Raw genomic sequence first — 22,598 nt, forward strand, 5'->3', positions numbered from 1 at the left:
GGTGAGGATGCTGGAGGAAACCGCCGCCGGGGTGCGTGACGGGTCGCTCGACCCGGTCGAGCTGGTTGAGGGCGCGTTGGCGCGGGCTGCCGGCGCGGCAGAGCTCAATGCCGTCGTGCACCTGGATGTTGAGGGCGCGCGCAAGACCGCCGCCGCGCACGACCGGACTGGAGCGCTGGCAGGCGTCCCGGTGCTGGTGAAGGAGATCGTCGAGGTCGAGGGCCTGCCGTACCGGTGCGGGTCCGCGTCCATGGATGAGGTTGCCCGGAAGGACGCCGAGGTTGTACGGCGGTTGCGCGCGGCCGGTGCGATCGTCATCGGGCTGTCACACACGCATGAGTTCGCGTACGGCTGCACAGGTACGTCGAACCGCGTCGGCCCGTGCCGGAACCCACATGACCTGTCGCGGATGACCGGTGGCTCCAGCTCCGGATCAGCAGCTGCTGTAGCGGCCGGTGTGGTGCCGCTGGCGATCGGGACCGACACTGCGGGCTCGGTCCGCATCCCCGCTGCGCTATGCGGGATCGTCGGGTTCAAACCGTCGTACAACACGATCCCTTGTGACGGGGTGTTTCCACTGTCGCAGTCGCTGGACCACGTGGGCGTCCTGACCCGCACCGCGGCCGACGCTGCCTATGCCCTGTCCGCCCTCGCCGACCTGCCGCCCGCAGAGGTGACAACACCTCGCCTCGGTTTGGCGACCAACCCGGAGTATTTGCAGCTCACTCCTGAGGCTCGCGGTGCATGGTCAGCTGCACTGAACGCACTCGACCTCGTCGAAGTACAGCTACCGGACTGGTCTCACAGCTTCACCACCGCAGCCAACCTCCAGGGTCCTGAAGCGGTGGCGAATCATTTGGCGCGTTCCCACGACCGGTATCAACCAGATGTCCAGCAGCGGCTGCGTGAGGCCTCGGCTGTGCAGCCGGCCGACTACACGCGTGCACAGGAAGACGCGGTGGCGATCACACGACAGTTGGACGACGTACTGCAGCAGGTGGACGCAGTGCTCACCCCGACCGTTCTAACGACTGCACCACTCATCACCGAAGCAGCCACGGCCGACGGCGGTCTCGAAGTACGCAAGCAGGTGCTCAACAACACGCGCCTCGCGAACCTCACCCGGCACGCCGCGGTCAGCATCCCGTTACCGACCGACGGCCTCCCCGTCGGCTTGCAGATCATTGCTGCAAGCAACGAGAAGGCCGCCGCGATCGCCTGCTGGCTCAGCGATAGACTCGGAGATCGGCCAGACTCCACCAGTTAGCAGCCGATCCTGTCGACGTCACCCGCACGAAGCGCGCCTGCGTCGGCCGGAGCTTGACCGTGGTGAGTTGTCCCGTGGACGCACCCGACGCAACGGTCTGCCAACTCAGACCATCCTTGCTGACAGCAACCTCATACCCGCGCGCGTAGTCGCCGACATTCCCGCCGCTGTCGAGAGCGACCGAGCGGAACGTCTGCGCCTTGCCCAGATCCACCTGCACCCACTGACCGGGCGCCTGCGCGGCCTTGGTCTGCCACACGGTCGATCCGTCCTGATCGGTCAACAGGCCGGCATCCGCGGCGTTCACACTCGCCGTCGCACCGGAAACGGGCAGCTGCTGCGGTACGTCGGCATTGAGGTGATCCCAGGTGAAGGTGGCGATCGAGCCACCAGGCAACTCGTACTCGAAGGACTTCTCGCCGACCGCCACGGCGAACGATCGCGGGTCGTCGTTCTCGTTGTGCACCAGGAGCGCAGTACTGCCGTCCGGGTTGCGGAACGCGGCGGACATCAGCTGGCCGTTCCATCCGGTCGTCCCGTACGACGTACTTCCGATCCGCACCGCGCCCGGCTTCACGAACTTCGACAAGTGGCCGATCGTGTAGTACTCCGCATCCGTCGTGACCGTCCCGTCCGGCTGCAGCGTGACCAGGCCGGTGCAGGTGTCGCAGCCGCCGAGACGCGGGCCGCCGGTGGAGTCGAGCGCGATGTTCCAGTTCACGACCGACTTGGCCCAGTTGCGCGTCGTACCGAGCATCAACGTGCGCGCGTGCCACGTCAGCGTGCCGCGGAAGATCTGCGGTGGGGTGTCGGTGGGCCCGTGTGAGCCGGAGCATTCGGTGAACCAGATGCCCTTCGACGGGAACGCGTTGTGCAGATCGGTCTGCTTCGACGGGTCGCCGGAGTAGCAGTGGTACGCCGTACCCGCGATCCACTTGGCCGCCGGCGTCTGGAGCAGCTTGTACGGGTAGTCGGTCTCCGGATCCTCACCGGGCGGGGTCGAGGCGACGTCGCCGGGATGCGTGGTCCAGTTGTGGTCGTAGCCGAGGATCTTCGTGCGCGGACTCGCCTTGTGCAGCAGTGGACCCAGGGCGGTGATCACTGCTGCTTCCTGGCGAACCGGCATGTCCGTGCCCGGGTACCCGCTCGGCTTGCGGTTCTGCGGCTCGTTCTGGATCGAGAGGAAGTCGACCGGTACGCCGGCCTGCGTGTACGCCTGGACGAACTTCACCAGGTAGCGCGCGTAGGCGTCGTACACCTTGGGGTCGTCCTTGAGCCGTCCGCCGACGAGCGAGTCCCCGGTCTTCATCCACGCCGGCGGGCTCCACGGCGTCGCCATCACCTTGAGCTGCGGGTTCAGCTGCTTCGCCCGCCGCAGCAACGGCAGCACCTGCTGCTGATCGTGCGCGATGGTGAAGTGCTTCAGGCCGAAGTCGGTCTGGCCGGCCGGCACGTCGTCGTAGGTGTAGTGCTCGGCCGCGGCAGTGAAGTCGGACGAGCCGACGGGCTGACGCAGGAAGCTGACGCCGATCCCCTGGCGCGGGTCGAACAGCTTGCGCATCGTCTGCTCGCGATCGGCCGGGCTGAGCCGGTACAGCACATTCGCGGACGAGTCGGTGATCGAGGCGCCGAACCCGTCCATGGTCTGGTACGACGTCCGCGGGTCGACCGTGATCGTGGTCCGGTCACTAGCTCCGTCGTCGAACGTGAGGGGCGCGCGCTGGTGCAGCAACTCGGCGCGGTCCGGTGTGGTGACCCAGACATTGACCTGGGTCGTCGGGGGGTGGGCCTGGGCAGGTCCGGTGAGTGACGCCACCGTGAGAGCAAGGGCGACGCCGAAGGCGGATGTTCTCATCGCACTCCTCAGGAATGAAACAAACGGCCTCAGGACACGCCCGCGATCGACCACTGTCAAGACCTGGGAGCGTAGGTCTAGAGTGCTGAGCGTGAAACAAAGCGATGTAACAAATGCCGCGCGCTAGAGCGACGATGCGCGACGTCGCGGCCGCGGCCGGGGTGTCACTCGCGACCGTGTCCCGTGTGGTCAATCAGGTCGGCGGCATCGCGCCGGAGACTCGACGGCTGGTGGAGCAGGCGATCGAGGAGCTCGGGCTGCCCGCGCCCGTGCCCCGGGGCGGTACGCCGAAGCCGGTCGAGGGTGCCGTCTACGTTCGCTGCCCGTACGTGCTGACCGACTACTTCGGCCTGATCGTCTCGTCGATCGCCGAGGCCCTCGACCGGCACGGTCGACAGGTGATCCTCAACGCCGGTGAGGCGACGCAGGACGATCCGGTACTGCGTGGTTTGGCGTCCCGGCGGGACGTCGGTGGCGCCGTACTCATTCTTCCGCCGGAGTCGAGCGACGACCTGGTGCGGCTGAGCTCGCGGCGCTTCCCGTTCGTCGTGGTCGATCCACGGACCGCGCTGCCCCGCGACATCCCGTCGGTCTCGGCGGCTCACCACTCCGGCGCCCGCCAGCTCACTGCCCATCTGACCGCGTTGGGCCACACCCGCATCGGCGTCATCGCCGGGCCACGCGAATGGCTGGCCGCCGACGCCCGCCTGAGTGGTCACGCCGCCGCGCTCGCCGACGCCGGCATCCTTCCCGACCCGTCGCTGGTCCGCCACGACCAACCGACCACTGTGCACGGCTATCGGGCCGCCGTCTCACTGCTCGACCTCGAGCCGCGCCCGACCGCCCTGGTCGCGTTCAACGACAAGGCCGCGATCGGCGCGCTCCAGGCCGCCACCGAACGCGGTCTGTCCGTCCCGGGCGACCTCTCCATCGCGGGCTTCGACGACCTCGACCTCAGCCGCGCGACCACGCCCCAACTCACCACGGTCCGTCAGCCGCTGCAGGAAATGGGCCGGATGGCAGTCAGCCTGCTGACCCGCCTCTTGGACCGTCATGAGGTGGAGGCGCTGCATGTCGAGCTCGCGACCGAGTTGATCGTGCGGGGGAGCACGGGTCCGGCGTCCACAATCGCAGGGTAGGCAGTGCGCGAAACGGCTCGGTTGTGGCAGGTTTTAGACATGAACCTTCGGATCGGCATTGCCGGGATCGCTATCGAGTCCAGTACGTTCTCGCCGCATCGGGCCGGTCTGTCCGATTTCGACGTACGGCGCGGTGACCACCTGATGGAGCGGTACGAGTTCCTCGGGAAGGACTGGGCGCAGGGAATCGACTGGGTCCCGCTGCTGCACGCGCGCTCGCTGCCGGGCGGCGCCGTACTGCCGGAGGTGTACGACGACCTGTCCGCGGAGATCATCACCCGGCTTGAAGGGGCGGGCCAGCTGGACGGGTTCTTCTTCGACATCCACGGCGCGATGAGCGTCGTCGGACGGCAGGACGCCGAGGCGGATCTCGCCACCCGGATCCGGGCCGTGATCGGTCCCGACGTACTCATGTCGGCTTCGATGGACCTGCACGGGAACGTGTCGCGCGAGCTCGGTACGGCGGTGGATCTCATCACCTGCTACCGGATGGCGCCGCACGAGGACGCGATGGAGAGCCGCGAGCGCGCCCTGCGCAACCTCGTCGAGCGGCTCCGCTCCGGGCTGGGCAAGCCGGGCAAGGCGTGGGTCCAGGTGCCGGTGCTGCTGCCCGGCGAGAAGACGTCGACCCGACTCGAGCCGGCCAAGTCGATCTATCACCGGGTCGGCGAGATCGCGGACGAGCCCGGGGTGCTGGATGCGGCCGTGTGGGTCGGGTACGCGTGGGCCGACGAGCCGCGGTGCCGGGCTGCCGTGGTTGTGACTGGTGATGACTCTTCGGTGATCACTGCGCGCGCTGCTGAGTTGGCGCAGGCGTACTGGGATGCCCGCGATGGCTTCGAGTTTGTTGCTCCGACCGGGACGTTGGAGGAGTGCGTGGCCGCTGGCCTGGCGAGCACGGCGCGGCCGTTCCTGATCAGCGACTCCGGCGACAACCCGACCGCCGGCGGCGCGGGCGACACCTCGTGGACACTCGGCCAACTGCTCGCCATGGAGGACCTGACCTCCGGCAAGGCGACCGCGATCCACGCCAGCATCACCGACCCCGAAGCCGTCGCCGCCTGCGTCGCGGCCGGCGTCGGCAACGACGTGCAGGTCACCGCCGGCGGCAAGGTCGACAACATCCCTGCCGGCCCGGTCCCGATGTCCGGCACCGTCTTCTCCCTGTCCGAGGACCCGGTCGGCGGGACGGTCGCCGTGGTCAAGGTCGGCGGCCTCCACTCCATCCTCACCACCCGCCGCAAGCCGTACCACCACATCGCCGACTTCACGCTGCTGGGTCTCGACCCCTCCGCGACGGACCTGGTCATCGTCAAGATCGGGTACCTGGAGCCCGAGCTCTACAACCTCGCCGCCGACTGGCTCCTAGCCTTAACCCCCGGCGGCGTCGATCAAGACCTCCTCCGCCTGGGCCACCACGGCGTCCTCCGCCCCCTCTTCCCCTTCGACCCCAACATGCCCACCCCCGACCTAACCCCCGAGCTTCTCCCGTAGAAGAAACCCCGCGCACTACGCAGGCGCTCCGTTCGTCACTCCGTTCCTCACCGCGCCTGCTTCGCGCGCCCCACCCACCCCCCGGCTACCGCCGGTGCACCCCTTCCGGCTATCGCCGGACGTGGCGGCTACCGCTCGCGATTGACTACGGGCTAATCGCCGGGGCGCTGGCCTGCCCCGGGCCGTCCGGCTCCTCGCCAGACCTCCGGCTCGAGTCTGCCGCTGAACCAGCCGCCCCGTTCTGCCGCGAACACTTCCAATCTCATGCTCGCGTCGCAGCTCCCCGCCGCGCGTGATTTGCCCATCTGTGGACAGCCGCTGGGGACTGGCGATAAGCCATTGCCTATCGCCAGTCCCCAGGGACTGTTGCCGCCCAGGCTAGAAGCTCGGACTGCATGCGAGGGACCTCGCCAGTGAGGTCGGCTCGGTCGGCGGTGAGCAGTCCGTCGTGATCCACGACCGCGCCGTTCACGAGGAGGAGGCCAGTGGTGAGGGTGTGCTGAGGGCCAAGGCGGAGACCGGCTCCGGGATACCTGCGTGGAGCAGCGGGTTCGGGATCAGCGCGCTCTCTGGGTCAAGCTGGGGCACCTGGCGATAAGCCCGTAGTCGCTCGCGACCGGCAGCTCGCCAGGTCCGGCGGTAGCCGGAAGGGATGCACCGGCGGCAGCCGGGGGGTGGGTGGGAGCGTGCGGAGTGGACGCGCTGAGGAGCGGAGCGACGAAGAAAGCGGCTGCGTAGCGCGCGGGGGGTCTGCTGCGCGCGGGGATTACAGCTTGCGGAGGGTGTGGAGAGCTTCGATGGCGTGGTCGATCAGGTAGTCCGCGGTGTAGGGGCGGTCTTCCTCGCGCAGGCCCGACCACTCGATGGCCAGGTCCTCCGCGTAGGAGAGCCACGCGTGGATCCGCAAGTAGTCCGGCGACTTGGGCTCATCTGCCACTTCGGGCGTGCCGATGTAGGTCAGGACGCGCTTCGTCAGGCCGGCGCGGGTCTCGTCGTACACCTTGACTGCGAAGTCGTCTCCGCCGGCGGCGCCCCGGACGAATGAGATGTACGCAGTACGACGGCGCTCGATGAATGCGACGAACTGCGTGAGCATCTCGCGCAGTTGCTCCTCGGGCGGGAGGGACTCATCGGGCTTGGTGACGCGGAGGAGGCGGCGGCCGGCGGCGGAGATGACGGCTACGTAGTAGTCGCGTTTGCTCGGGAAGTAGTGGAACAGCAGGCCGCGGGAGATCCCGGCCTGGCCGGCGATGGCATCGATCGACAGTTCGTGGATCGGTTTGGTCCGCAGCATCATCAGGCCGATCTTGACCAGTTGCTTCTTGCGGTCCTCCGCCGACAGTCGGTGATCCATGCTATTGAGCATTGCTTAGAAGCTGAGCTACGGTCAAGGCGAGGAAGGGAGTCTTGATGGGGTTCGAACCTTCGGCCCGGGCTCAGGATCTTGTCGCGCGGGTAGATGCCTTCCTGCGCAGCGAGATCGAGCCGGTCGAGGCGGAGCTGCACACCGCGATCCGTACCGCCGGTGACCCGTGGCAGCCGCAACCGATGATCAAGGACCTGCAGGCGAAGGCGCGCGAGGCCGGCCTGTGGAACCTGTTCCTGCCACCCGCCGAACCAGGCAACGAGCAGTACGGCGACGGCCTCAGCAACCTCGACTACGCCCCGATCGCCGAGCTCACCGGCCGGTCGTTCATCGCGCCGTACATCTTCAACTGCAACGCGCCGGACACCGGCAACATGGAGGTCCTGCTCCGCTACGGCACGGACGAGCAGAAGAAGCAGTGGCTGGAGCCGTTGCTCGACGGCACGATCCGGTCCGCGTTCTGCATGACCGAGCCGGACGTCGCCTCCTCCGACGCCACCAACATGGAGGCGACCGCCGTCATCGACGGCGACGAGGTCGTGATCAACGGACGCAAGTGGTGGAGCACGGGCGTCGGCCACCCGGATTGCCAGCTCCTCATCTTCATGGGCCTGACCGACCCGGACGCCCACCGGTACGCACGCCACACGATGGTGCTCGTCCCGCGCGACGCCCCGGGCGTGAAGGTCGAGCGCCTGCTGCCGGCGATGCACAGGTACGACGAACCGCACGGCCACGGCGAGGTCTCGTTCACCAACGTGCGCGTTCCGGCGTCGAACATCCTGATGGGACCGGGCCGAGCGTTCGAGATCGCACAGGGCCGCCTCGGTCCGGGGCGTGTCCACCACTGCATGCGGCTGATCGGCCTTGCGGAGAAGGCACTCGAGCTGGCGCTGCAGCGTGGCACCAGTCGTACTGCGTTCGGCAAGCCGCTCGTGAACCTCGGCGGCAACCGCGAGCGGATCGCCGATGCGCGGATCGCGATCAACCAGGCACGGCTGCTCGTGCTGCAAACGGCGTACCTGCTGGACACCGAAGGGCTCGCGGGTGCGTTGAGCGAGGTGAGCCAGATCAAGGTCGCCGTACCGCGGATGGCGCAGGACGTGATCGACATGGCGATGCAGCTGCACGGCGGTGGTGGGCTGTCCGACGACTTCCCGCTCGCGGCCGCGTGGACGAGTGCGCGCGCGTTGCGACTGGCCGACGGGCCCGACGAGGTGCATCGTGGGGTGATCGCGAGGATCGAGCTCGCGTCGTACCTGTCTGCTGCTCAGGAGGCCAAGTGAGCCGAGTTCTCGTCACCGGCGCCGCCAGCGGGCTGGGTGCGGCGCTGGTCGCCAAGTTTGTTGCCGAAGGCCACCAAGTCCTGTCGACGGATGTGACCGAGGACGGCGAGGGCACGGCGTACCTGAAGCTGGACGTACGCCGGGCCGAGGACTGGGATGCCGCGGTCGCGTGGTGCGAGCAGAACTGGGGCGGCCTGGACATCCTCGTGAACAACGCCGGGATCGCGACCGGCGGGCGGATCGATGTCGAGACGCTGGACGAGTGGGATCGGGTCGTCGACATCAACCTGATGGGCGTGGTGCGCGGCTGCCGCGCGTTCGCCCCGCTGTTCAAAAGGCAGCGTTCCGGTCACATCGTGAACACCGCGTCCGCGGCCGGGCTGGTCCACCCGCCAATGATGAGCTCGTACAACACGGTCAAGGCCGGCGTGGTCGCGCTGTCGGAGACGTTGTCGCACGAGCTCTATCCGTACGGCGTGACCGTGTCCGTCGTGTGCCCGTCGTTCTTCCGGACGAATCTCGCCGATTCGATCCGTGGCGCGGACAGCGCGATGGGCGCGACGGCACGGCAGTTGATCGAGAAGTCGCCGCGGTCCGCCGACGACATCGCGGCCGCCGTACTCGCGGGGATCAAGAAGAAGCAGTTCCTGATCATCCCGGACCGGCCGGCCGCGATGGCCTGGCGTACGAAGCGTTTCGCGCGGCCGCTGTACAACCGGCAGATGCGCAAGATCGCGGAGCGCGCCCGGCAGCGGGCCGAGACGACGAATGGGTGATGCCGCGCGGGCGGTCCGGGACGAGGACGCGTTCGACGTGCCCGCCGTCGACGCGTGGTTGCGGCAGCGGACGGAGGTGCCGGACGGTCTGCCTGAGGTCAAGCAGTTCACCGGCGGCGCGTCCAACCTCACCTATTTGCTGAGTTATCCGGGCCACGACCTGATCCTTCGCCGTCCGCCGGCGGGGACGAAGGCGAAGAGTGCGCACGACATGGGCCGCGAGTACCGGATCCAGGCGGGCCTCAAGCCGGTGTTCCGGTACGTCCCCGAGATGGTTGCCCACTGCAACGACGACTCGGTGATCGGCTCCGAGTTCTACGTGATGGAGCGAGTCGCCGGCACGATCCCCGGTCACCACAAGCTCGGCGTCGACCTGACGCCCGAGCAGACCCGGCAGCTCGGGTTCACGTTGATCGACACGCTCGCCGAGCTGCACGCCGTCGACCCTGCAGCGGCGGGTCTGTCCGATCTCGGGCGCGGTGCCGGGTACGTCGAGCGCCAGGTCGCCGGCTGGTCCGACCGGTACCGCAAGGCGAAGACCTGGAACGTACCGAGCTACGAACGCGTGATGGCCTGGCTCGCGGCGAACCAGCCGGCCGACGTACGGACGTGCGTTATCCACAACGACTTCCGTCTCGACAACGTCGTCCTCACTCCGGACGACCCGCTGCACGTCGTCGGCGTACTCGACTGGGAGCTGGCCACGCTCGGCGATCCGTTGATGGACCTCGGCAGCGCGCTCGCGTACTGGGTGCAGGCCGATGACGACTGGGCGTTCCGCCGGTTCAGGCTGCAGCCGTCCGATGTGCCGGGGATGCTGACACGCGACGAGATCGTGGAGTACTACGCGAAGCGGTCCGGGCTTGTGGCGGACAACTGGGCGTTCTACGAGGTGTTCGGGCTGTTCCGGCTCGCGGTGATCGCGCAGCAGATCTACTACCGCTACCACCACAAGCAGACCAGGAATCCGCGCTTCAAGAACTTCTGGCTTCCGGTCAACCTGCTCGAGCGCCGCTGCCGCCGCATCATCCGGCAGGCCTAGATGGCGGTCATCTACCTGATCCGGCACGCGCAGGCGTCGTTCGGCGCCCGCGACTACGACAAGCTGTCATCGCTCGGCGAGCAGCAGGCGCGGCGGCTCGGTGAGACGTTGTCGGACGTGAAGCCCGACGTGGTGGTGTCCGGTTCGATGCGCAGGCACGAGCAGACCGCGACGCTCGCCGGATTCACGCCTGAGGTCGACAAGGGGTACGACGAGTTCGACCACGAGCAGGTGATCATCGCGCACAAACCGGCGTACCGCGTGCGACCGGTGATGCTTGCCGATCTGGCCCGGACCGGTAATCCGCAGCGGGCGTTCCAGGACATGTTCAGCTCGGCCACGCAGCGGTGGATCGACGGTGGCGACGGCTACACCGAGACATTCGAGGCGTTCTGCGAGCGGTCCGAGGCAGCGGTACGACGGACGGCCGAGCGGCTCGGGAAGGGTGGAACGGCGCTCGTCTTCACGTCCGGCGGGCCGATCGCGGCGGTGGTGAGCCGGCTGCTGTCCGGCGGCGACGGCCTGTGGGCGAAGCTGAACCCGGTGACGATCAACACCGCGATCACGAAGGTGGTGTCCGGACGCAGTGGGCTGACTGTGGTGAGCTACAACGAGCATGTCCACGTCGGCACCGAGATGCTCTCGTACAGATAGGCCAGCCAGTTGGGACCAGAGAGTTGGGAACAGCGATGAGACGGAACATCCTGATCACCGGCGCCAGTTCCGGGCTCGGTGCGGAGATGGCGCGGCAGTTCGCCGCGAAGGGCCATAATCTGGCCCTGACGGCTCGCCGAACCGACCGGCTGGAGGCGCTGCAGTCTGAGCTGGCCGAGCGTTATCCACAGCTTCAGGTGGTTATCCACAGTCTGGATGTGAACGATCACGACCAGGTGTTCAGGGTGTTCCGCGCGATCGACGCCGAGCTGCCGCTGGACCGGATCATCGTGAACGCCGGTCTCGGCAAGGGCGCGCCGCTCGGCACCGGCCGGTTCGATGCGAATCGGGAGACCGCGCTGACCAACTTCGTCGGCGCGCTCGCCCAGGCGGAGGCGGCAATGGAGCTGTTCCGCGCCGGGAACGCGGGGCATCTGGTCTTCATCTCGTCGATCTCCGGACTGCGCGGGCTGCCGAAGACGGTGACGACGTACGCCGCGACCAAGGCGGGCATCGCCTCGCTCGCCGAGGGGTTGCGGATCGAGCTGCTCGGGCAGCCGATCACGGTGAGCATGATCTTCCCCGGGTACATCCGGTCCGAGATGAACGAGCGGGTCGCGCACACGCCGCTGATCGTCGACACCGTGCCGGGCGTGCGGGCGATGGTGGCCGCGATCGAGTCCGAGAAGCCGAAGGCGTACGTACCGTCGTGGCCGTGGCGGCCGCTGGCTCAGGTGATGCGGTTCGCGCCGGTCGCCGTACTGAAGAGGATGCTGTGATGCGCTGGGGATTGACCGTTCCGCTGACCGGGATTCCGCTGCGGGACCACCGGTCGCTGATCTCCGAGTTGTTCGAGCTCGGGTACACGGATCTGTGGTCGGCGGAGGTGGCCGGGGCGGACGCGTTCACGCCGCTCGTGTTGGCGTCGGAGTGGGATCAGCGGTTGAGGTTGGGGACAGCGGTCGTGCCGGTGCACACGCGGGGGCCGGCTGCGCTCGCGATGAGCGCGGCGGCGTTGGCGGATCTCGCGCCGGGGCGGTTCGTGCTCGGGATCGGGGCGTCGTCGGAGACCATCGTGACCGGGTGGAACGGGATCGCGTACGACCCGCCGTACGCGCGGACCCGCGACGTACTGCGGTTCCTGCGGCAGGCGTTTGCGGGGGAGAGGGTGGACGGGTCGTTCGACAGCTTCACCATCAACCGGTTCCGGCTGGAGAAGGCGCCGGACGTGCCGCCGGCGATCATGCTGGCTGCGTTGCGCCCGCAGATGCTGCGGTTGGCGGCGCGTGAGGCCGATGGGGCGATCACGAACTGGTTGTCGGCGGACGACGTACGGCAGGTGCGCGCCGAGCTCGGGCCGGACAAGGAGCTGGCCGCGCGGATCTTCGTCTGCGTCACCGAGGACGCGGAGATGGCGCGCAACATCGGCCGCTTCCTGATCGCGACCTATCTGACGGTGCCCGGGTACGCCGCCTTCCACGACTGGCTCGGCCGCGGTACAGCGATGAAACCGATGCGCGACGCGTGGGCCGCAGGCGACCGCAACGCCGCGATGGCCGCCGTACCCGTGGAGGTCCTGGACGATCTGATCGTCCACGGCACGCCCGAACAGTGCCGCACCCACATCAACCGGTACGTCGAGAACGGCCTCGACACCCCCATCATCGCCACCCTCCCCACCGGCACCGACTTGCTGGACACCGCGCGCGCTCTGGCTCCGCGGTAGACGAGCAGTTCGTCAGCGTGCCGTGAGTTGGAATTCACTCACGCACAGGCCTTCCGGCGCCCTTTGGTGGAGGACGAGGGTGCCGGTCACGGTGGATCCTTTGGTGGTGCCGGTGAGGGGGAACACGATCACGTCGGCCTGGTAATACGGGGCGCCGAGGGTGAGCCTCGTGGGCGGCGCGGTCACGGCCTGGATGAGGTTCGGAATCATCTGCCTCGAGTCCTCGCAGGACAGGGCGACCGCCGCGGCGGACTTGTTCGCGTTGAGCTGCGCGACGAACTGGCGGGCGCGTTGCGTCGCGGCTGCCGCGGGAGCGACCTCAGTCGCGGGCGTCGCCGTGCCGGACGTCGTGTTCAGGTGATCCGACACGAGGCGGTAGACGAGGATGCCGGCGGCGCCGATGCCGACCAGGGCGAAGACGACGATGAGCGCGATGATCAGACCGGCGCGGCTCTGGCGCGGCGGCTGGCCGTAGGTGGGAGCCGACTTGTAGTCCTTGTGCTGCGACTGCCAGCTGTAGTCCGGTCCGGAGGGCGGTGAGCTCACCCACTCAGTGTGAAGCCTGATCAGCTCAAGCGGTGTTCTTTGAGCCACGTCGTCGCGCGGCGGTTGGATGCTCTGGAGAGCCAGGCGTCCTGGATGATCTCGGTCAGCTCCTGCTTGGAGATCTCGCCCAGTTCGCTGCCGCGAACGAGGACGGATGGGTGGCCGTCGAAGTGCGGTGTCGTGAAGAACGGGGTCGACTCGTCCGAGACCAGTGCGAGCTTCTCGTCCTCGGACTCGACCCAGATCATGATCACGTCGTCGTACTTCTCGCCGGTCACGGGATCGACCGCGTCCGGTCGCGGCGTACGGAAGAAGACGAACGACTTCCCGCCGACCTGGTACACGGGACGATCCGTGCCGTCGTCGCGCTCCCACTTGGTGACATGCGGCATCCCCGACGCGATCTCGTGTACGTCGGCCACGCGGGCTTTCCTCGGCGCCATCCGGAGCAGGACCGATCAGTGCGCGAGCGACGTCAGACGGACGCAGAGCGGACGGGTCGGCTGATCCATGATGTCGACGGTACCCGCCAGCGGGACGCCGCCCTTGGTGGTGCCGGAGAACGGGACCGAGATGCGCGGGTAGTAGCTGCTCACCGCGGCGGCGGGTCCGCTCACCGCCAGCTTGGTCGGTGGGTCGATCATGACGATCAACTGGCCGGCCAGCAGGTTCTTGCTGTCCGCGCAGGCGAGTGCTGTCGCGTGCTTCTGGTCGTTTGCGTTCAGGTACGCGAGGAATCTGGTGGCGAGCGTCGTGGCCTCGGTGAGGCGCGGGCCGCCGGGGGTCTGCGATGGTTGGGCGGTCGGCTGCGGGGAGTCGGTCGGCCGAGCTGCCGCGGGGGACGGCGCGGTCGGGCCGCTGCCCTGGTCGTCGTCACCGCCCATCAGGCCGGGAAGCAGCAGCGCGACGACGCCGAGAAACACGATGATCCCGGCGGCCGCGATCACCACGTACAAGGTCGTCCGCGACCGACGCGGCGCACGCGGACCGAACCCGGGCGCATACCCCCGCCCGTCCCACGCCGGTCCGGTTGGTCCGTTCGGTCCTGGGGGGCCGACGGGGGTGCCGGGTGGGGGCTGTTGCTGCCAGCCACTGTTCTGGGGTCCGGACGGGTACGGAGGCTGCGTCACCCGGACAGTGTGGCAGCCGCGGGGAGCCAGATCGTGAAGGTGGACCCGGATCCGAGGCGGCTGGTGACCGTGATCTTGCCGCCGTGCGCCTCGGCCAGGTGTTTGGTGATGGCGAGGCCGAGCCCACTTCCACCCGTGCTCCGACTGCGCGAGTGCTCCGCGCGATAGAAGCGGTCGAACACATACGGCAGGTGCTCCTCCGCGATCCCGCTGCCGTTGTCGGTGACGCTCAAGTCGTAGCCGTCGCCCACCCGTCGTACGCTGACCACCACGTTGCCGCCCGGCGGCGTATAGCGGATGGCATTCGAGACCAGGTTGCCCAGCGCCTGACGAATCCGTGCGCTGTCGACCCTCGCGGGCGAGGGTCCGCCAACAGCCGTGACAGTGACATCCGCGGCGTCGGCGCTCGGGCGGTGGGCAGCGACGACCTGCTGTGCGAGTTCGGTGAGGTCGCGGGGAGCCGGATGCAGGCGGAGCATGCCGGCATCCGCCAGCGCCAGGTCCTGGAGATCCGCGACCAGATGCTCGAGCAGCTCGGTCTCCTCCAGCAACGACGTGACGAGTTCGCCGTCGAGCGGCACCACGCCGTCCTCGGACGCGACCAGATAGCCCTTGATGTTGGCCAGCGGCGTACGCAGCTCATGCGCGACATCGCTGACCATCGCCTTCCGCTGGAAATCGTGCCGCTGAATGGACTCGGCCATGTCGTTGAACGCATGCCCGAGCCGAGCCACCTCGTCCTTCCCGCTCACCGGTACGCGGGCCGCGTGATCCCCGTTCCGCATCCGCTGCGCCGCACCGGTCAGTGCAACGATCGGCCGGACCAGCCGCCGTCCCGCGAAGATCATCACCAGCGCCGCGATCAGCAGTACGCCGAGCGCGGTCGCCGCAGTACGCAGGAGCCCCTCGCCGGAGAACACGTTGAACGTGCTCTTCGCACCGAGATACAGCTTCGCCGGCGGCGCGACGTACGGCGTCAACGCCTGCACCCGCGCCTGGGTCGCGCAGTTGTCGAAGGCGTCTCCGACATCGCTCTGGGTCTTCGGCGCGACTGCCTTCAGCCCCTCGAAATCGTTGATGTTGTACTTCAGCCCGGCCGAGTCCAGGCATGCGGTCGCCCGGCGGATCTCGTCGTCGTTCACGATCTTCGCCTTGGCACTAGGCGCGTTCAGCCCCGGCGGCGTGCAGTCGTCCTTGGTCAGGGCGCTCGACTTCACCTGAACCCCGGCCAGCGACTCCTTCGACTCGATCATCACCTGCGGGACGGAGCTTCCCGCCCGGACCACGCTCGCCGCCTTGCCTTTGGCGTTGTAGCAGTTCACCGCCTGCCGGGCGAGCTGGTCGCGCTGCTTGCTCTCCTCGGCGGTCATGCCCCAGCCGGGGTAGCCCCCGTACGGTGAGATCAGGGCCGTCGCGACGAAGCTGCCGGCCTCGCCGGCGGCAATCGTCTTACGAGTGGAGTAGATATTCGCGCCCGCGAACTTGCCCACGCCCGTACCCCGCGCGTCGATGGTTGCCGCTGGCACCGAAGGGAGTGCGGGCGCGGCGCCGAGCATCCGGGCCGAGTCCGCGATCACCGAGCCGTCGTCGGCGGTCACCGCGACCCGGCGGCCGAGCTTGTCGCCCAGCTCGTGCACGAGTTTGTCCACGCCCGACCAGGTCGGGTGGTCCGCGGCGTACTTCGACAACTGCCCGTAGATCTCACCGTCGACCTGGAGCTGCCCCGTGTTCGCGTCGATCTCGCCCTGCAACTTCTCCGACGTGCTGTACGTCGCAATCAGCGCGGTCGCGATCACCGCACCGAGCGCTACTGCGAGCGACAGCCCGAGGAACCGGACGAGCACACTACGACGCATGGCTGACCACCTTGTCGGCCAGCTTGTACCCGACGCCGTACACGGTCTTCAGGTACGTCGGAACGGCGGACGGCTCGATCTTCTTCCGCAGATTCATCACATGTACGTCGACGGTCCGGTCGAACACATAGTGGTCGAACCCGAACGCGTGCTCGAGCAGCTGCTGCCGTGAGAACGCCCGCCCCGGCGATGCAGCGAGACAGGCAAGGATCTTGAACTCCGCAGGCGTCAGGTCGATCAGCTCCCCAGCCAGCCGGACCTCGTGCCGGCCCGGGTCGATCTCGAGCTCGCCGACGCGGTACACCTCGCCCTCGGCGCGCACGCGGGTCCGCCGCAGCACGGTGCGCACGCGGGCGACGAGCTCGCGCGGGTTGTACGGCTTGGTCAGGTAGTCGTCCGCGCCGAGGTCGAGCCCGAGCAGCAGGTCGTCCTCCGTGGAGCGGGCGGTCAGCATGATGATCGGCACCCCGGAATCGCCCGGGCCGTCGGCACGCAGTACCCGGCAGACGTCGAGGCCGTCGACCTTCGGCATCATCACGTCGAGCACCAGCAGGTCCGGGCTGCGCCGGCGGGCCTCGTCGATCGCGGCCCGGCCGTCGTGCACGACGACGGTCAGATGCCCCTCCCGCTCGAGGTACCGCCGGATCAGCTCGGCCTGCTTCAGGTCGTCTTCGGCGACCAGGATCCGCGCTGGCATAACGACAATGTCCCTGAGGTTGATGAGAATCCGATGAAGATCGGCTGAGAGCATCGGGTGCATACCGGTCCTTCACAGGTTCTTCACTGCCGCGACGGCACGCTCGATCGCCATGAAGACCTCACGAACCGCATCCGCGCTGGCCCTGCTGGCCATCCTCGCGGTGGCCGGCTGCGGGAACGACAAAGCGCCGGTCGCGTCCGATGACCAGAACAGCGACAAGAGCCCGCTCGCGGAGTACATGGGTGACGGGTTCACGAGCTCGTCGGGCGGCGGGTTCAAGATCGCGATGCGCGCCGGCGGCGGGCAGCAGCCGAGCGAGGAGGAGCTGGCCAAGCAGCGCAAGGTCGAGGACGCGACCGCCGCGTGCATGAAGGCGGCCGGCTTCGACTACGTCGCCGTACCGCCGGAGCAGAACGCCAAGAGCAAGTTCGCCGACGCGTTCAACCTGCCGCCGGACAAGTTCGCCCAGCAGTACGGGTACGGCATCAGCACGATCGACTGGTCGAAGGCCGGCGACGACGACACGAACCCGAACACCAAGATCCGCAACGCGCTCTCGCCGGCCGCGCAGAAGGCGTACGACAAGGCGCTGAACGGACCGAACGCGACCGGGAGCGGCGCCGTCGTGATCCAGGGCGGCGGCGGCCCGTCCGACAGCGGCAAGCAGGACCTGGGCTGCCGGGGCAAGGCGGTCGAGCAGGTGTACGGCAAGGGCGAGGACCGGGCCGCCAACTTCAAGAAGTTCGACAGCCTGTTCAAGGACATCCAAGCGCTGCAGAAGCGGATCGAATCCGACCAGCGGGTCGTCGACGCGACCAGCGCCTGGTCCGACTGCATGGCCGACGCCGGGCACTCCGGGTTCACGAAGGTCGACGACCCACGCACCAAGGTCCAGCAGAAGCTGGACGCGCTGACCGGCAACACACCGCCGCCGAAGGGCGGTCCGTCGAAGACGATCACCGGTCCGCCGTCGTTCGACAAGGTCGACGCGGCCAAGCTGACCGACCTCCGCAAGTTCGAGATCGATCTCGCGGTGGCGGACCAGAAGTGCAAGGCCAAGGGGTACGACGACGCCTACAAGAAGGTGCAGTACGCCGCCGAGAAGGAGTTCGTCGACCAGCACAAGGCCGAGCTCGAGGCGTACCGCGACGAGATGGCGAACCGGTGACCGCTTCGCCCAAGTCCCGCCGCCGGGTCCTCGTCAGCGTGGCCGGGGTCGCCGTCGTCTCGCTCGGCGTCGGCGTGGCCGCGGGCAGCCGGATCAGCTCGCCGGAGGACGCGGCCGCGAAGACCGCGCCGCCGAAGGCCTCCCAGATCACTGTGCCGGTCGCGAAGAAGGTGCTGTCGAGCAAGGTGGTGGGCCGCGGTGATGCTTCGTTCGACGGCGCGGTGAACATCCGGGTCGAGACGAGCGGGCTCACCACGCCGGCGATCGTGACCGGAAAGGTGCCGACGGTCGGGTCGACGCTCACCGAGGGCAAGGCATTGCTCGAGATCACCGGCCGGCCGGTGATCGGGCTGGCCGGAGTACTGCCGATGTATCGGACGCTCTCGCCCGGGAGCAAGGGACCGGACGTGCTGCAACTGGAGCAGACGCTCGACCGGCTCGGGTTCGACCCGGGGACGGTCGATGACGAGTACACGCTCGACACCTCGGCCGCGGTCGAGCAACTGTACGAGGACGCCGGGTACGACGCCCCGGAGCCGGAGGAGCGATTGACGCAGGCTGTCGACCAGGCGAAGAAGCAGGTGGACGCCGCGAAGAACCAGCTCCGGCAGGCGCAGGCCCAGCTGAAGGCGGCGAAGGCGGCCAAGGCCAAGGACACGTCGGTGCAGCAGGGTGCCGTGGACGACGCGGAGGAGAACCTCGCGGACGCCGAGGATGCGGAGAGCGAGGCCAAGTTCAAGGCGGGTACGCCGCTGCCGGTGTCCGAGGTGGTCTACGTGAAGACGCTGCCGCGCCGCGTCGACGACGTGAAGGTCGAGCGTGGCGGCACGGTGAACGGCGTGGTGATGTCGGCCAGCGGTTCGTCCCTGGTCGTGACGCTCAAGGTCGACGCCGAGACGGCGCAGCGGTTGAAGGCCGGCATGGTCGCATCGCTCGATCTCGACGGTACGGCGATCGCGGCGAAGGTCCGCCGGGTCGCGAAGAACGGCAGCACGTACGACGTCGTGGTCGCGCCGAACACGTTGACCGCGAGCCAGTTGGCGCTGCTGCGGGAGGCGAACGTGCGGGTGACGATCCCGGTGAAGAGCACCAGCGGCAAGGTTCTCGCCGTACCGCTGGCGGCGTTGTCGTCCGGGTCCGACGGCGGCTCGCGGGTCGAAGTACTGCGGAACGGTCAGGTGGAGTTGGTGCCGGTGACCGTCGGGCTGTCCGCGGACGGGTTCGCGCAGGTCACGCCCAAGGGCGACGCGAAGTTGATCGAGGGCGATCAGGTGGTGGTGGGCAAATGACCGCGACTGCTGTTGCGTTGCCAGCTCCGGTTGTCGAGATGATCGGCGTACGGCGGTTCTTCGAGGGACCACCCGAAGTACGGGCGATCAACGGGGTCGATCTGACCATCGGGCAGGGGGAGTACCTGTCGATCGTCGGCCCGTCCGGGTCGGGGAAGTCGACGCTGCTGCATCTGCTCGGACTGCTGGACAACCCAACGGGAGGTGTCTACCGGCTCGACGGTGTCGACACGATGAGCCTGCGCGAGCGGCGTCGCGCCGTACTGCGCGGGGAGCGGATCGGGTTCGTGTTCCAGTCGTTCCATCTGCTCGACCACCGGACCGTGCTGGAGAACGTCGCGCTCTCGATGGTGTACGTCGGGGTGCCGCGCCGGGAACGACTGGCTCGCGCCAGGGTCGCCTTGGAGCGGGTGGGACTCGCGCACCGGATGGAGTTCGCGCCGACCACGCTCTCCGGCGGTGAGCGGCAACGGGTCGCGATCGCTCGGGCGCTGGTCGCGGAACCGAGCCTGCTGCTCGCGGACGAACCGACCGGCAACCTCGACAGCGTCAACGCGGAGGCGATCCTGCAAGTGTTCGACGAACTGCATTCCGAAGGGATGACGCTGGCTGTCATCACCCACGACGCCGAGGTCAGCCGCCGGGCTCAGCGGCAGGTCCGCATCGTCGACGGAACCCTCCAGTGGTAACCCAAGCAGGCCCCCCGGATCCCGCCGGCGGGCCGTCCACCTCCCGGCGACGCCGGCGGCTGAGATCTCGTCCCGCCGTACGAGATCTCCTCGACGAGGCGTTGGCCGGGGTTGCCGCCCGTCCGACCCGGCTGATCCTCACCACGCTGGGCACCGTGCTCGGTGTTGCCGCGTTGGTGGGGACGGTCGGGCTGGGGCAGACCGCTGCCGGGCAGATCACGCAGCGGTTCGACCTGGCCGCGGCGACTCGCGTGGTCGTGCAACCCGACGACAAGGACCGACAGGAAGGCGAAGCCGCGACGCAGTTGCCCTGGGACGCGCCCGACCGGATCAAACGGCTGAACGGCGTCGAAGCGGTCGGCACCGTCAGCAACCTGGAGATCGGCGACGACCTGGTCCAGAACGTGACCGGTTTGGACAACGGCGCCGGCAAGGCCCTTCAGGTGATGGCCGGGTCCGCAGGCCTGTGGGACGCCGTACGCGCGACCCTCCAGACCGGCCGGTTCTTCGACCAGGGCCACGACCAGCGCGCCGACAAGGTAGTTGTCCTCGGCAAGCATGCCGCGGAGCGGCTCGGGATCAACCGGGTCGACTCGCAGCCCGCGGTGTTCATCGGCGACGAGCCGTACACGGTGATCGGCATCCTCGACTCGGTCAGCGGCCGGGCCGAACTCAACGACGCGGTGATCATGCCGAACGGCGCGGCCCGCAACGCCTACGACCTCGAGTCGCCGGACGCGGTCGAGATCCGTACGGCGGTCGGCGCGGCGCAGCTGATCGCGGAGCAGGCGCCGATCGCGATCGAGCCGAACAACCCGAGCACCTTGCGCGTCGACGCTCCGCCCAAGCAGGGCGCCGTCCGGAAGGGGGTCGAGTCCGACCTGAACGCGCTGTTCCTGCTGCTCGGCGCGGTCGCGCTCCTGGTCGGCGGTCTCGGCATCGCGAACGTCACGCTGCTGTCGGTCCTGGAACGCATCTCGGAGATCGGCCTGCGACGGGCGTTGGGAGCGGCACGAAGACATATCGCCGTTCAGTTCCTGGTCGAGAGCGTGATCGTCGGATTCCTCGGCGGCCTGCTCGGGACGGCGGTCGGCGTGATCCTCACCGTGAGCGTGTCGTGGATCCGGGACTGGACGCCGATCCTCGACAACCGGCTGGCGTTCGGTTCACCCCTGCTGGGTGCGTTCATCGGTCTGGTCGCCGGCACGTATCCCGCCTGGAAGGCCTCCGCCATCCAGCCGATCACCGCGCTGCGCGGCACGTGAGCTCAGCCGCCCGTACACCAAGGCGGTCACGGCGAAGCCGACCACGATGAACGCCAGTACGGCGTAGGACTTCCCGCTGTCGGGCAGGATCGCCGCACCGAGTGCGGCCGCGGAGACCTGCCCGACGTTGAAGATCATGTCGTAGAGCGAGAACACCCGTCCGCGGTACACATCGTCGACACCCGTCTGTACGAGGGTGTCGACGCTGATCTTGATGCCCTGCGCGCAGAAACCAGTGAGGAACCCACCGGCCACCAGTGCCGGCTTTGTGTACAACCCGATCGGTACGGCGCTCACGACTGCCGCGCCCACGAACAGCCAGGTGATCCACTGCCGGAGCGCCATCAGGCGAGTGCCCCACGGCGTGACCAGCGCGGCGACGAACAGCCCGGCTCCGACCGCACCGGTCGCGATCGCCAGCGCACCGAACGCTTGATCAAGCTGACCGGGCCCGTAGAAGTAGTTGCGGTACAGCAGGATCATCGCGACCGTCATCAGCCCGAAGAAGAACCGGAGCGAGCCGATCGCTGCCAGGCCGAGCGCGGGCTGTGGGCGTGCTTTGAGGTGCCGAGCGCCGTCGATCAGACCGGCCGCGATGCTCCGGAGCGCCTCTCCGATGCCCGGCTCGTCGCCGTTCAGGTCCGGGCCGAGTTGGTCGCGGCGCAGCCGGAGGGCGAGTAGCGCGGCGGCCGTGTAGATGACGACGGTCAGCCCGAGGACGGTCAGATCCGAGTCGACGATCAGCTTCACCCCGGCGCCGACTCCGCCGCCGATCAGGAAGAACGCCGTACCGCTGGTCGGGGTGACTGCGTTGGCCATCACCAGTTCGTCGCGTTCGACGACGTGCGGGAGACCCGCGGACAAACCGGACAGGAGGAAGCGGTTGACGCCGAGGGTGAGCAGTACGGCGACGTAGAACAGCACGCCGGCGTTGTCGGCCGCGACGATCGCTCCGACTCCGATGACGAGCACGGCACGGGTCAGGTTGGCGGCGAAGAGGATCTGCCGGCGCGACCACCGATCGAGGAGTACGCCGGTGAACGGGCCGAGGATCGAGTACGGCAGCAGCGCGACCGCGAACAGACCGGCAATCGCTGCCGCGTCAGGCGCCCGCTCCGGCGAGAACAACACGTACGACGCCAGCGCCACCTGGAACACACCGTCGCCGAACTGCGACGTGAGCCGCACCGCGAACAGCCGCCGGAAATCGCGACGCTGCAGCAACGTCCACAAATCCCGGAGAAACCGCACGCCTGCACTGTAACCGCAGTACATGGCTCGCACAGTCGCGATTCAATCCTCTGTAAAGGCCGTCGGCGGACGCGCCGGAGCCGATGGCAGGAGACCGCG

21 protein-coding genes are annotated in these 22,598 nt (G+C 68.2%); 13 read left to right on the top strand and 8 right to left on the bottom strand.

The features are described from left to right. Positions 1-7: 7 nt before the first annotated feature. Entirely contained in the window at positions 8-1,267 is a 1,260-nt protein-coding gene (locus AB0J62_RS36470; RefSeq protein WP_363881561.1) for an amidase, read from the top strand. Here AB0J62_RS36470 and AB0J62_RS36475 read toward each other — a convergent pair. Beyond that, positions 1,227-3,122, bottom strand: a complete 1,896-nt coding sequence (locus tag AB0J62_RS36475; RefSeq protein WP_363881395.1) for a discoidin domain-containing protein — start codon at positions 3,120-3,122, stop codon at positions 1,227-1,229. The two genes, AB0J62_RS36470 and AB0J62_RS36475, sit on opposite strands and share 41 nt — an antisense overlap. A 113-nt stretch (positions 3,123-3,235) precedes the next feature. Between AB0J62_RS36475 and AB0J62_RS36480 the strand changes: the two genes are divergently transcribed. Both AB0J62_RS36480 and AB0J62_RS36485 read left to right on the top strand, forming a co-directional pair. Next, positions 3,236-4,261, top strand: a complete 1,026-nt coding sequence (locus AB0J62_RS36480) for a LacI family DNA-binding transcriptional regulator (RefSeq protein ID WP_363881397.1) — start codon at positions 3,236-3,238, stop codon at positions 4,259-4,261. A gap of 39 nt (positions 4,262-4,300) precedes the next feature. After that, positions 4,301-5,755, top strand: a complete 1,455-nt coding sequence (locus AB0J62_RS36485) for a M81 family metallopeptidase (RefSeq protein ID WP_363881399.1) — start codon at positions 4,301-4,303, stop codon at positions 5,753-5,755. Between the two features lie 766 nt (positions 5,756-6,521). On the opposite strand, the gene AB0J62_RS36490 is transcribed toward AB0J62_RS36485, so the two are convergent. Further along, on the bottom strand, positions 6,522-7,109 hold the full coding sequence (locus tag AB0J62_RS36490; RefSeq protein ID WP_363881401.1) for a TetR/AcrR family transcriptional regulator: 588 nt from the start codon (positions 7,107-7,109) through the stop codon (positions 6,522-6,524). Positions 7,110-7,165: 56 nt separating this feature from the next. Between AB0J62_RS36490 and AB0J62_RS36495 the strand changes: the two genes are divergently transcribed. The 6 genes from AB0J62_RS36495 to AB0J62_RS36520 are packed head-to-tail and all read left to right on the top strand — an operon-like array spanning position 7,166 to position 12,605. Further along, entirely contained in the window at positions 7,166-8,407 is a 1,242-nt protein-coding gene (locus tag AB0J62_RS36495) for an acyl-CoA dehydrogenase family protein (RefSeq protein WP_363881403.1), read from the top strand. Next, positions 8,404-9,183 carry an SDR family oxidoreductase gene (locus AB0J62_RS36500; protein WP_363881405.1) on the top strand — a complete coding sequence of 260 codons (780 nt, stop codon included), beginning with the start codon at positions 8,404-8,406 and terminating at the stop codon, positions 9,181-9,183. The genes AB0J62_RS36495 and AB0J62_RS36500 overlap by 4 nt, the downstream gene beginning before the upstream one ends. Beyond that, the gene (locus AB0J62_RS36505; RefSeq protein WP_363881407.1) at positions 9,176-10,225 is read left to right on the top strand and encodes a phosphotransferase family protein; all 1,050 of its coding nucleotides are present in this window, start codon (positions 9,176-9,178) and stop codon (positions 10,223-10,225) included. The genes AB0J62_RS36500 and AB0J62_RS36505 overlap by 8 nt, the downstream gene beginning before the upstream one ends. Then, positions 10,226-10,879 carry a histidine phosphatase family protein gene (locus AB0J62_RS36510; RefSeq protein ID WP_363881409.1) on the top strand — a complete coding sequence of 218 codons (654 nt, stop codon included), beginning with the start codon at positions 10,226-10,228 and terminating at the stop codon, positions 10,877-10,879. 35 nt (positions 10,880-10,914) lie between these two features. Further along, complete coding sequence (locus AB0J62_RS36515) at positions 10,915-11,658, top strand: SDR family oxidoreductase (protein WP_363881411.1); 744 nt, start codon at positions 10,915-10,917, stop codon at positions 11,656-11,658. Beyond that, positions 11,658-12,605, top strand: coding sequence for an LLM class F420-dependent oxidoreductase (locus AB0J62_RS36520; RefSeq protein ID WP_363881413.1), 948 nt, complete (start codon positions 11,658-11,660; stop codon positions 12,603-12,605). Before AB0J62_RS36515 ends, AB0J62_RS36520 begins: the two co-directional genes overlap by 1 nt. Positions 12,606-12,617: 12 nt before the next feature. Here AB0J62_RS36520 and AB0J62_RS36525 read toward each other — a convergent pair whose 3' ends face one another. The 5 genes from AB0J62_RS36525 to AB0J62_RS36545 are packed head-to-tail and all read right to left on the bottom strand — an operon-like array spanning position 12,618 to position 16,834. Continuing rightward, positions 12,618-13,151, bottom strand: a complete 534-nt coding sequence (locus AB0J62_RS36525) for a hypothetical protein (RefSeq protein WP_363881415.1) — start codon at positions 13,149-13,151, stop codon at positions 12,618-12,620. Positions 13,152-13,171: 20 nt separating this feature from the next. Then, on the bottom strand, positions 13,172-13,573 hold the full coding sequence (locus AB0J62_RS36530; protein WP_363881417.1) for an MmcQ/YjbR family DNA-binding protein: 402 nt from the start codon (positions 13,571-13,573) through the stop codon (positions 13,172-13,174). Between the two features lie 36 nt (positions 13,574-13,609). Then, complete coding sequence (locus AB0J62_RS36535; protein WP_363881419.1) at positions 13,610-14,281, bottom strand: hypothetical protein; 672 nt, start codon at positions 14,279-14,281, stop codon at positions 13,610-13,612. Further along, positions 14,278-16,137, bottom strand: a complete 1,860-nt coding sequence (locus AB0J62_RS36540) for a HAMP domain-containing sensor histidine kinase (RefSeq protein ID WP_363881421.1) — start codon at positions 16,135-16,137, stop codon at positions 14,278-14,280. Before AB0J62_RS36540 ends, AB0J62_RS36535 begins: the two co-directional genes overlap by 4 nt. Next, complete coding sequence (locus AB0J62_RS36545; protein ID WP_134106487.1) at positions 16,127-16,834, bottom strand: response regulator transcription factor; 708 nt, start codon at positions 16,832-16,834, stop codon at positions 16,127-16,129. Before AB0J62_RS36545 ends, AB0J62_RS36540 begins: the two co-directional genes overlap by 11 nt. A 112-nt stretch (positions 16,835-16,946) precedes the next feature. On the opposite strand from AB0J62_RS36545, the gene AB0J62_RS36550 reads away from it, so the two are divergent. From AB0J62_RS36550 to AB0J62_RS36565, 4 genes are read left to right on the top strand one after another with little or no spacing between them, the layout of a single operon-like run. Next, the gene (locus AB0J62_RS36550; protein WP_363881424.1) at positions 16,947-18,005 is read left to right on the top strand and encodes a hypothetical protein; all 1,059 of its coding nucleotides are present in this window, start codon (positions 16,947-16,949) and stop codon (positions 18,003-18,005) included. Beyond that, a complete protein-coding gene (locus AB0J62_RS36555; RefSeq protein WP_363881426.1) occupies positions 18,002-19,294 on the top strand; it encodes a peptidoglycan-binding protein in 1,293 nt (430 codons plus the stop codon). The genes AB0J62_RS36550 and AB0J62_RS36555 overlap by 4 nt, the downstream gene beginning before the upstream one ends. Then, positions 19,291-19,983, top strand: coding sequence for an ABC transporter ATP-binding protein (locus tag AB0J62_RS36560; RefSeq protein WP_363881428.1), 693 nt, complete (start codon positions 19,291-19,293; stop codon positions 19,981-19,983). The genes AB0J62_RS36555 and AB0J62_RS36560 overlap by 4 nt, the downstream gene beginning before the upstream one ends. After that, positions 19,977-21,248 carry an ABC transporter permease gene (locus AB0J62_RS36565; protein ID WP_363881430.1) on the top strand — a complete coding sequence of 424 codons (1,272 nt, stop codon included), beginning with the start codon at positions 19,977-19,979 and terminating at the stop codon, positions 21,246-21,248. Before AB0J62_RS36560 ends, AB0J62_RS36565 begins: the two co-directional genes overlap by 7 nt. Here the strand turns inward: AB0J62_RS36565 and AB0J62_RS36570 are convergent. Further along, positions 21,150-22,499 carry an MFS transporter gene (locus tag AB0J62_RS36570; protein WP_363881432.1) on the bottom strand — a complete coding sequence of 450 codons (1,350 nt, stop codon included), beginning with the start codon at positions 22,497-22,499 and terminating at the stop codon, positions 21,150-21,152. The two genes, AB0J62_RS36565 and AB0J62_RS36570, sit on opposite strands and share 99 nt — an antisense overlap. Between the last annotated feature and the right edge of the window lie 99 nt (positions 22,500-22,598).

This window comes from Kribbella sp. NPDC049584, assembly GCF_040675555.1.
Lineage (GTDB): Bacteria > Actinomycetota > Actinomycetes > Propionibacteriales > Kribbellaceae > Kribbella.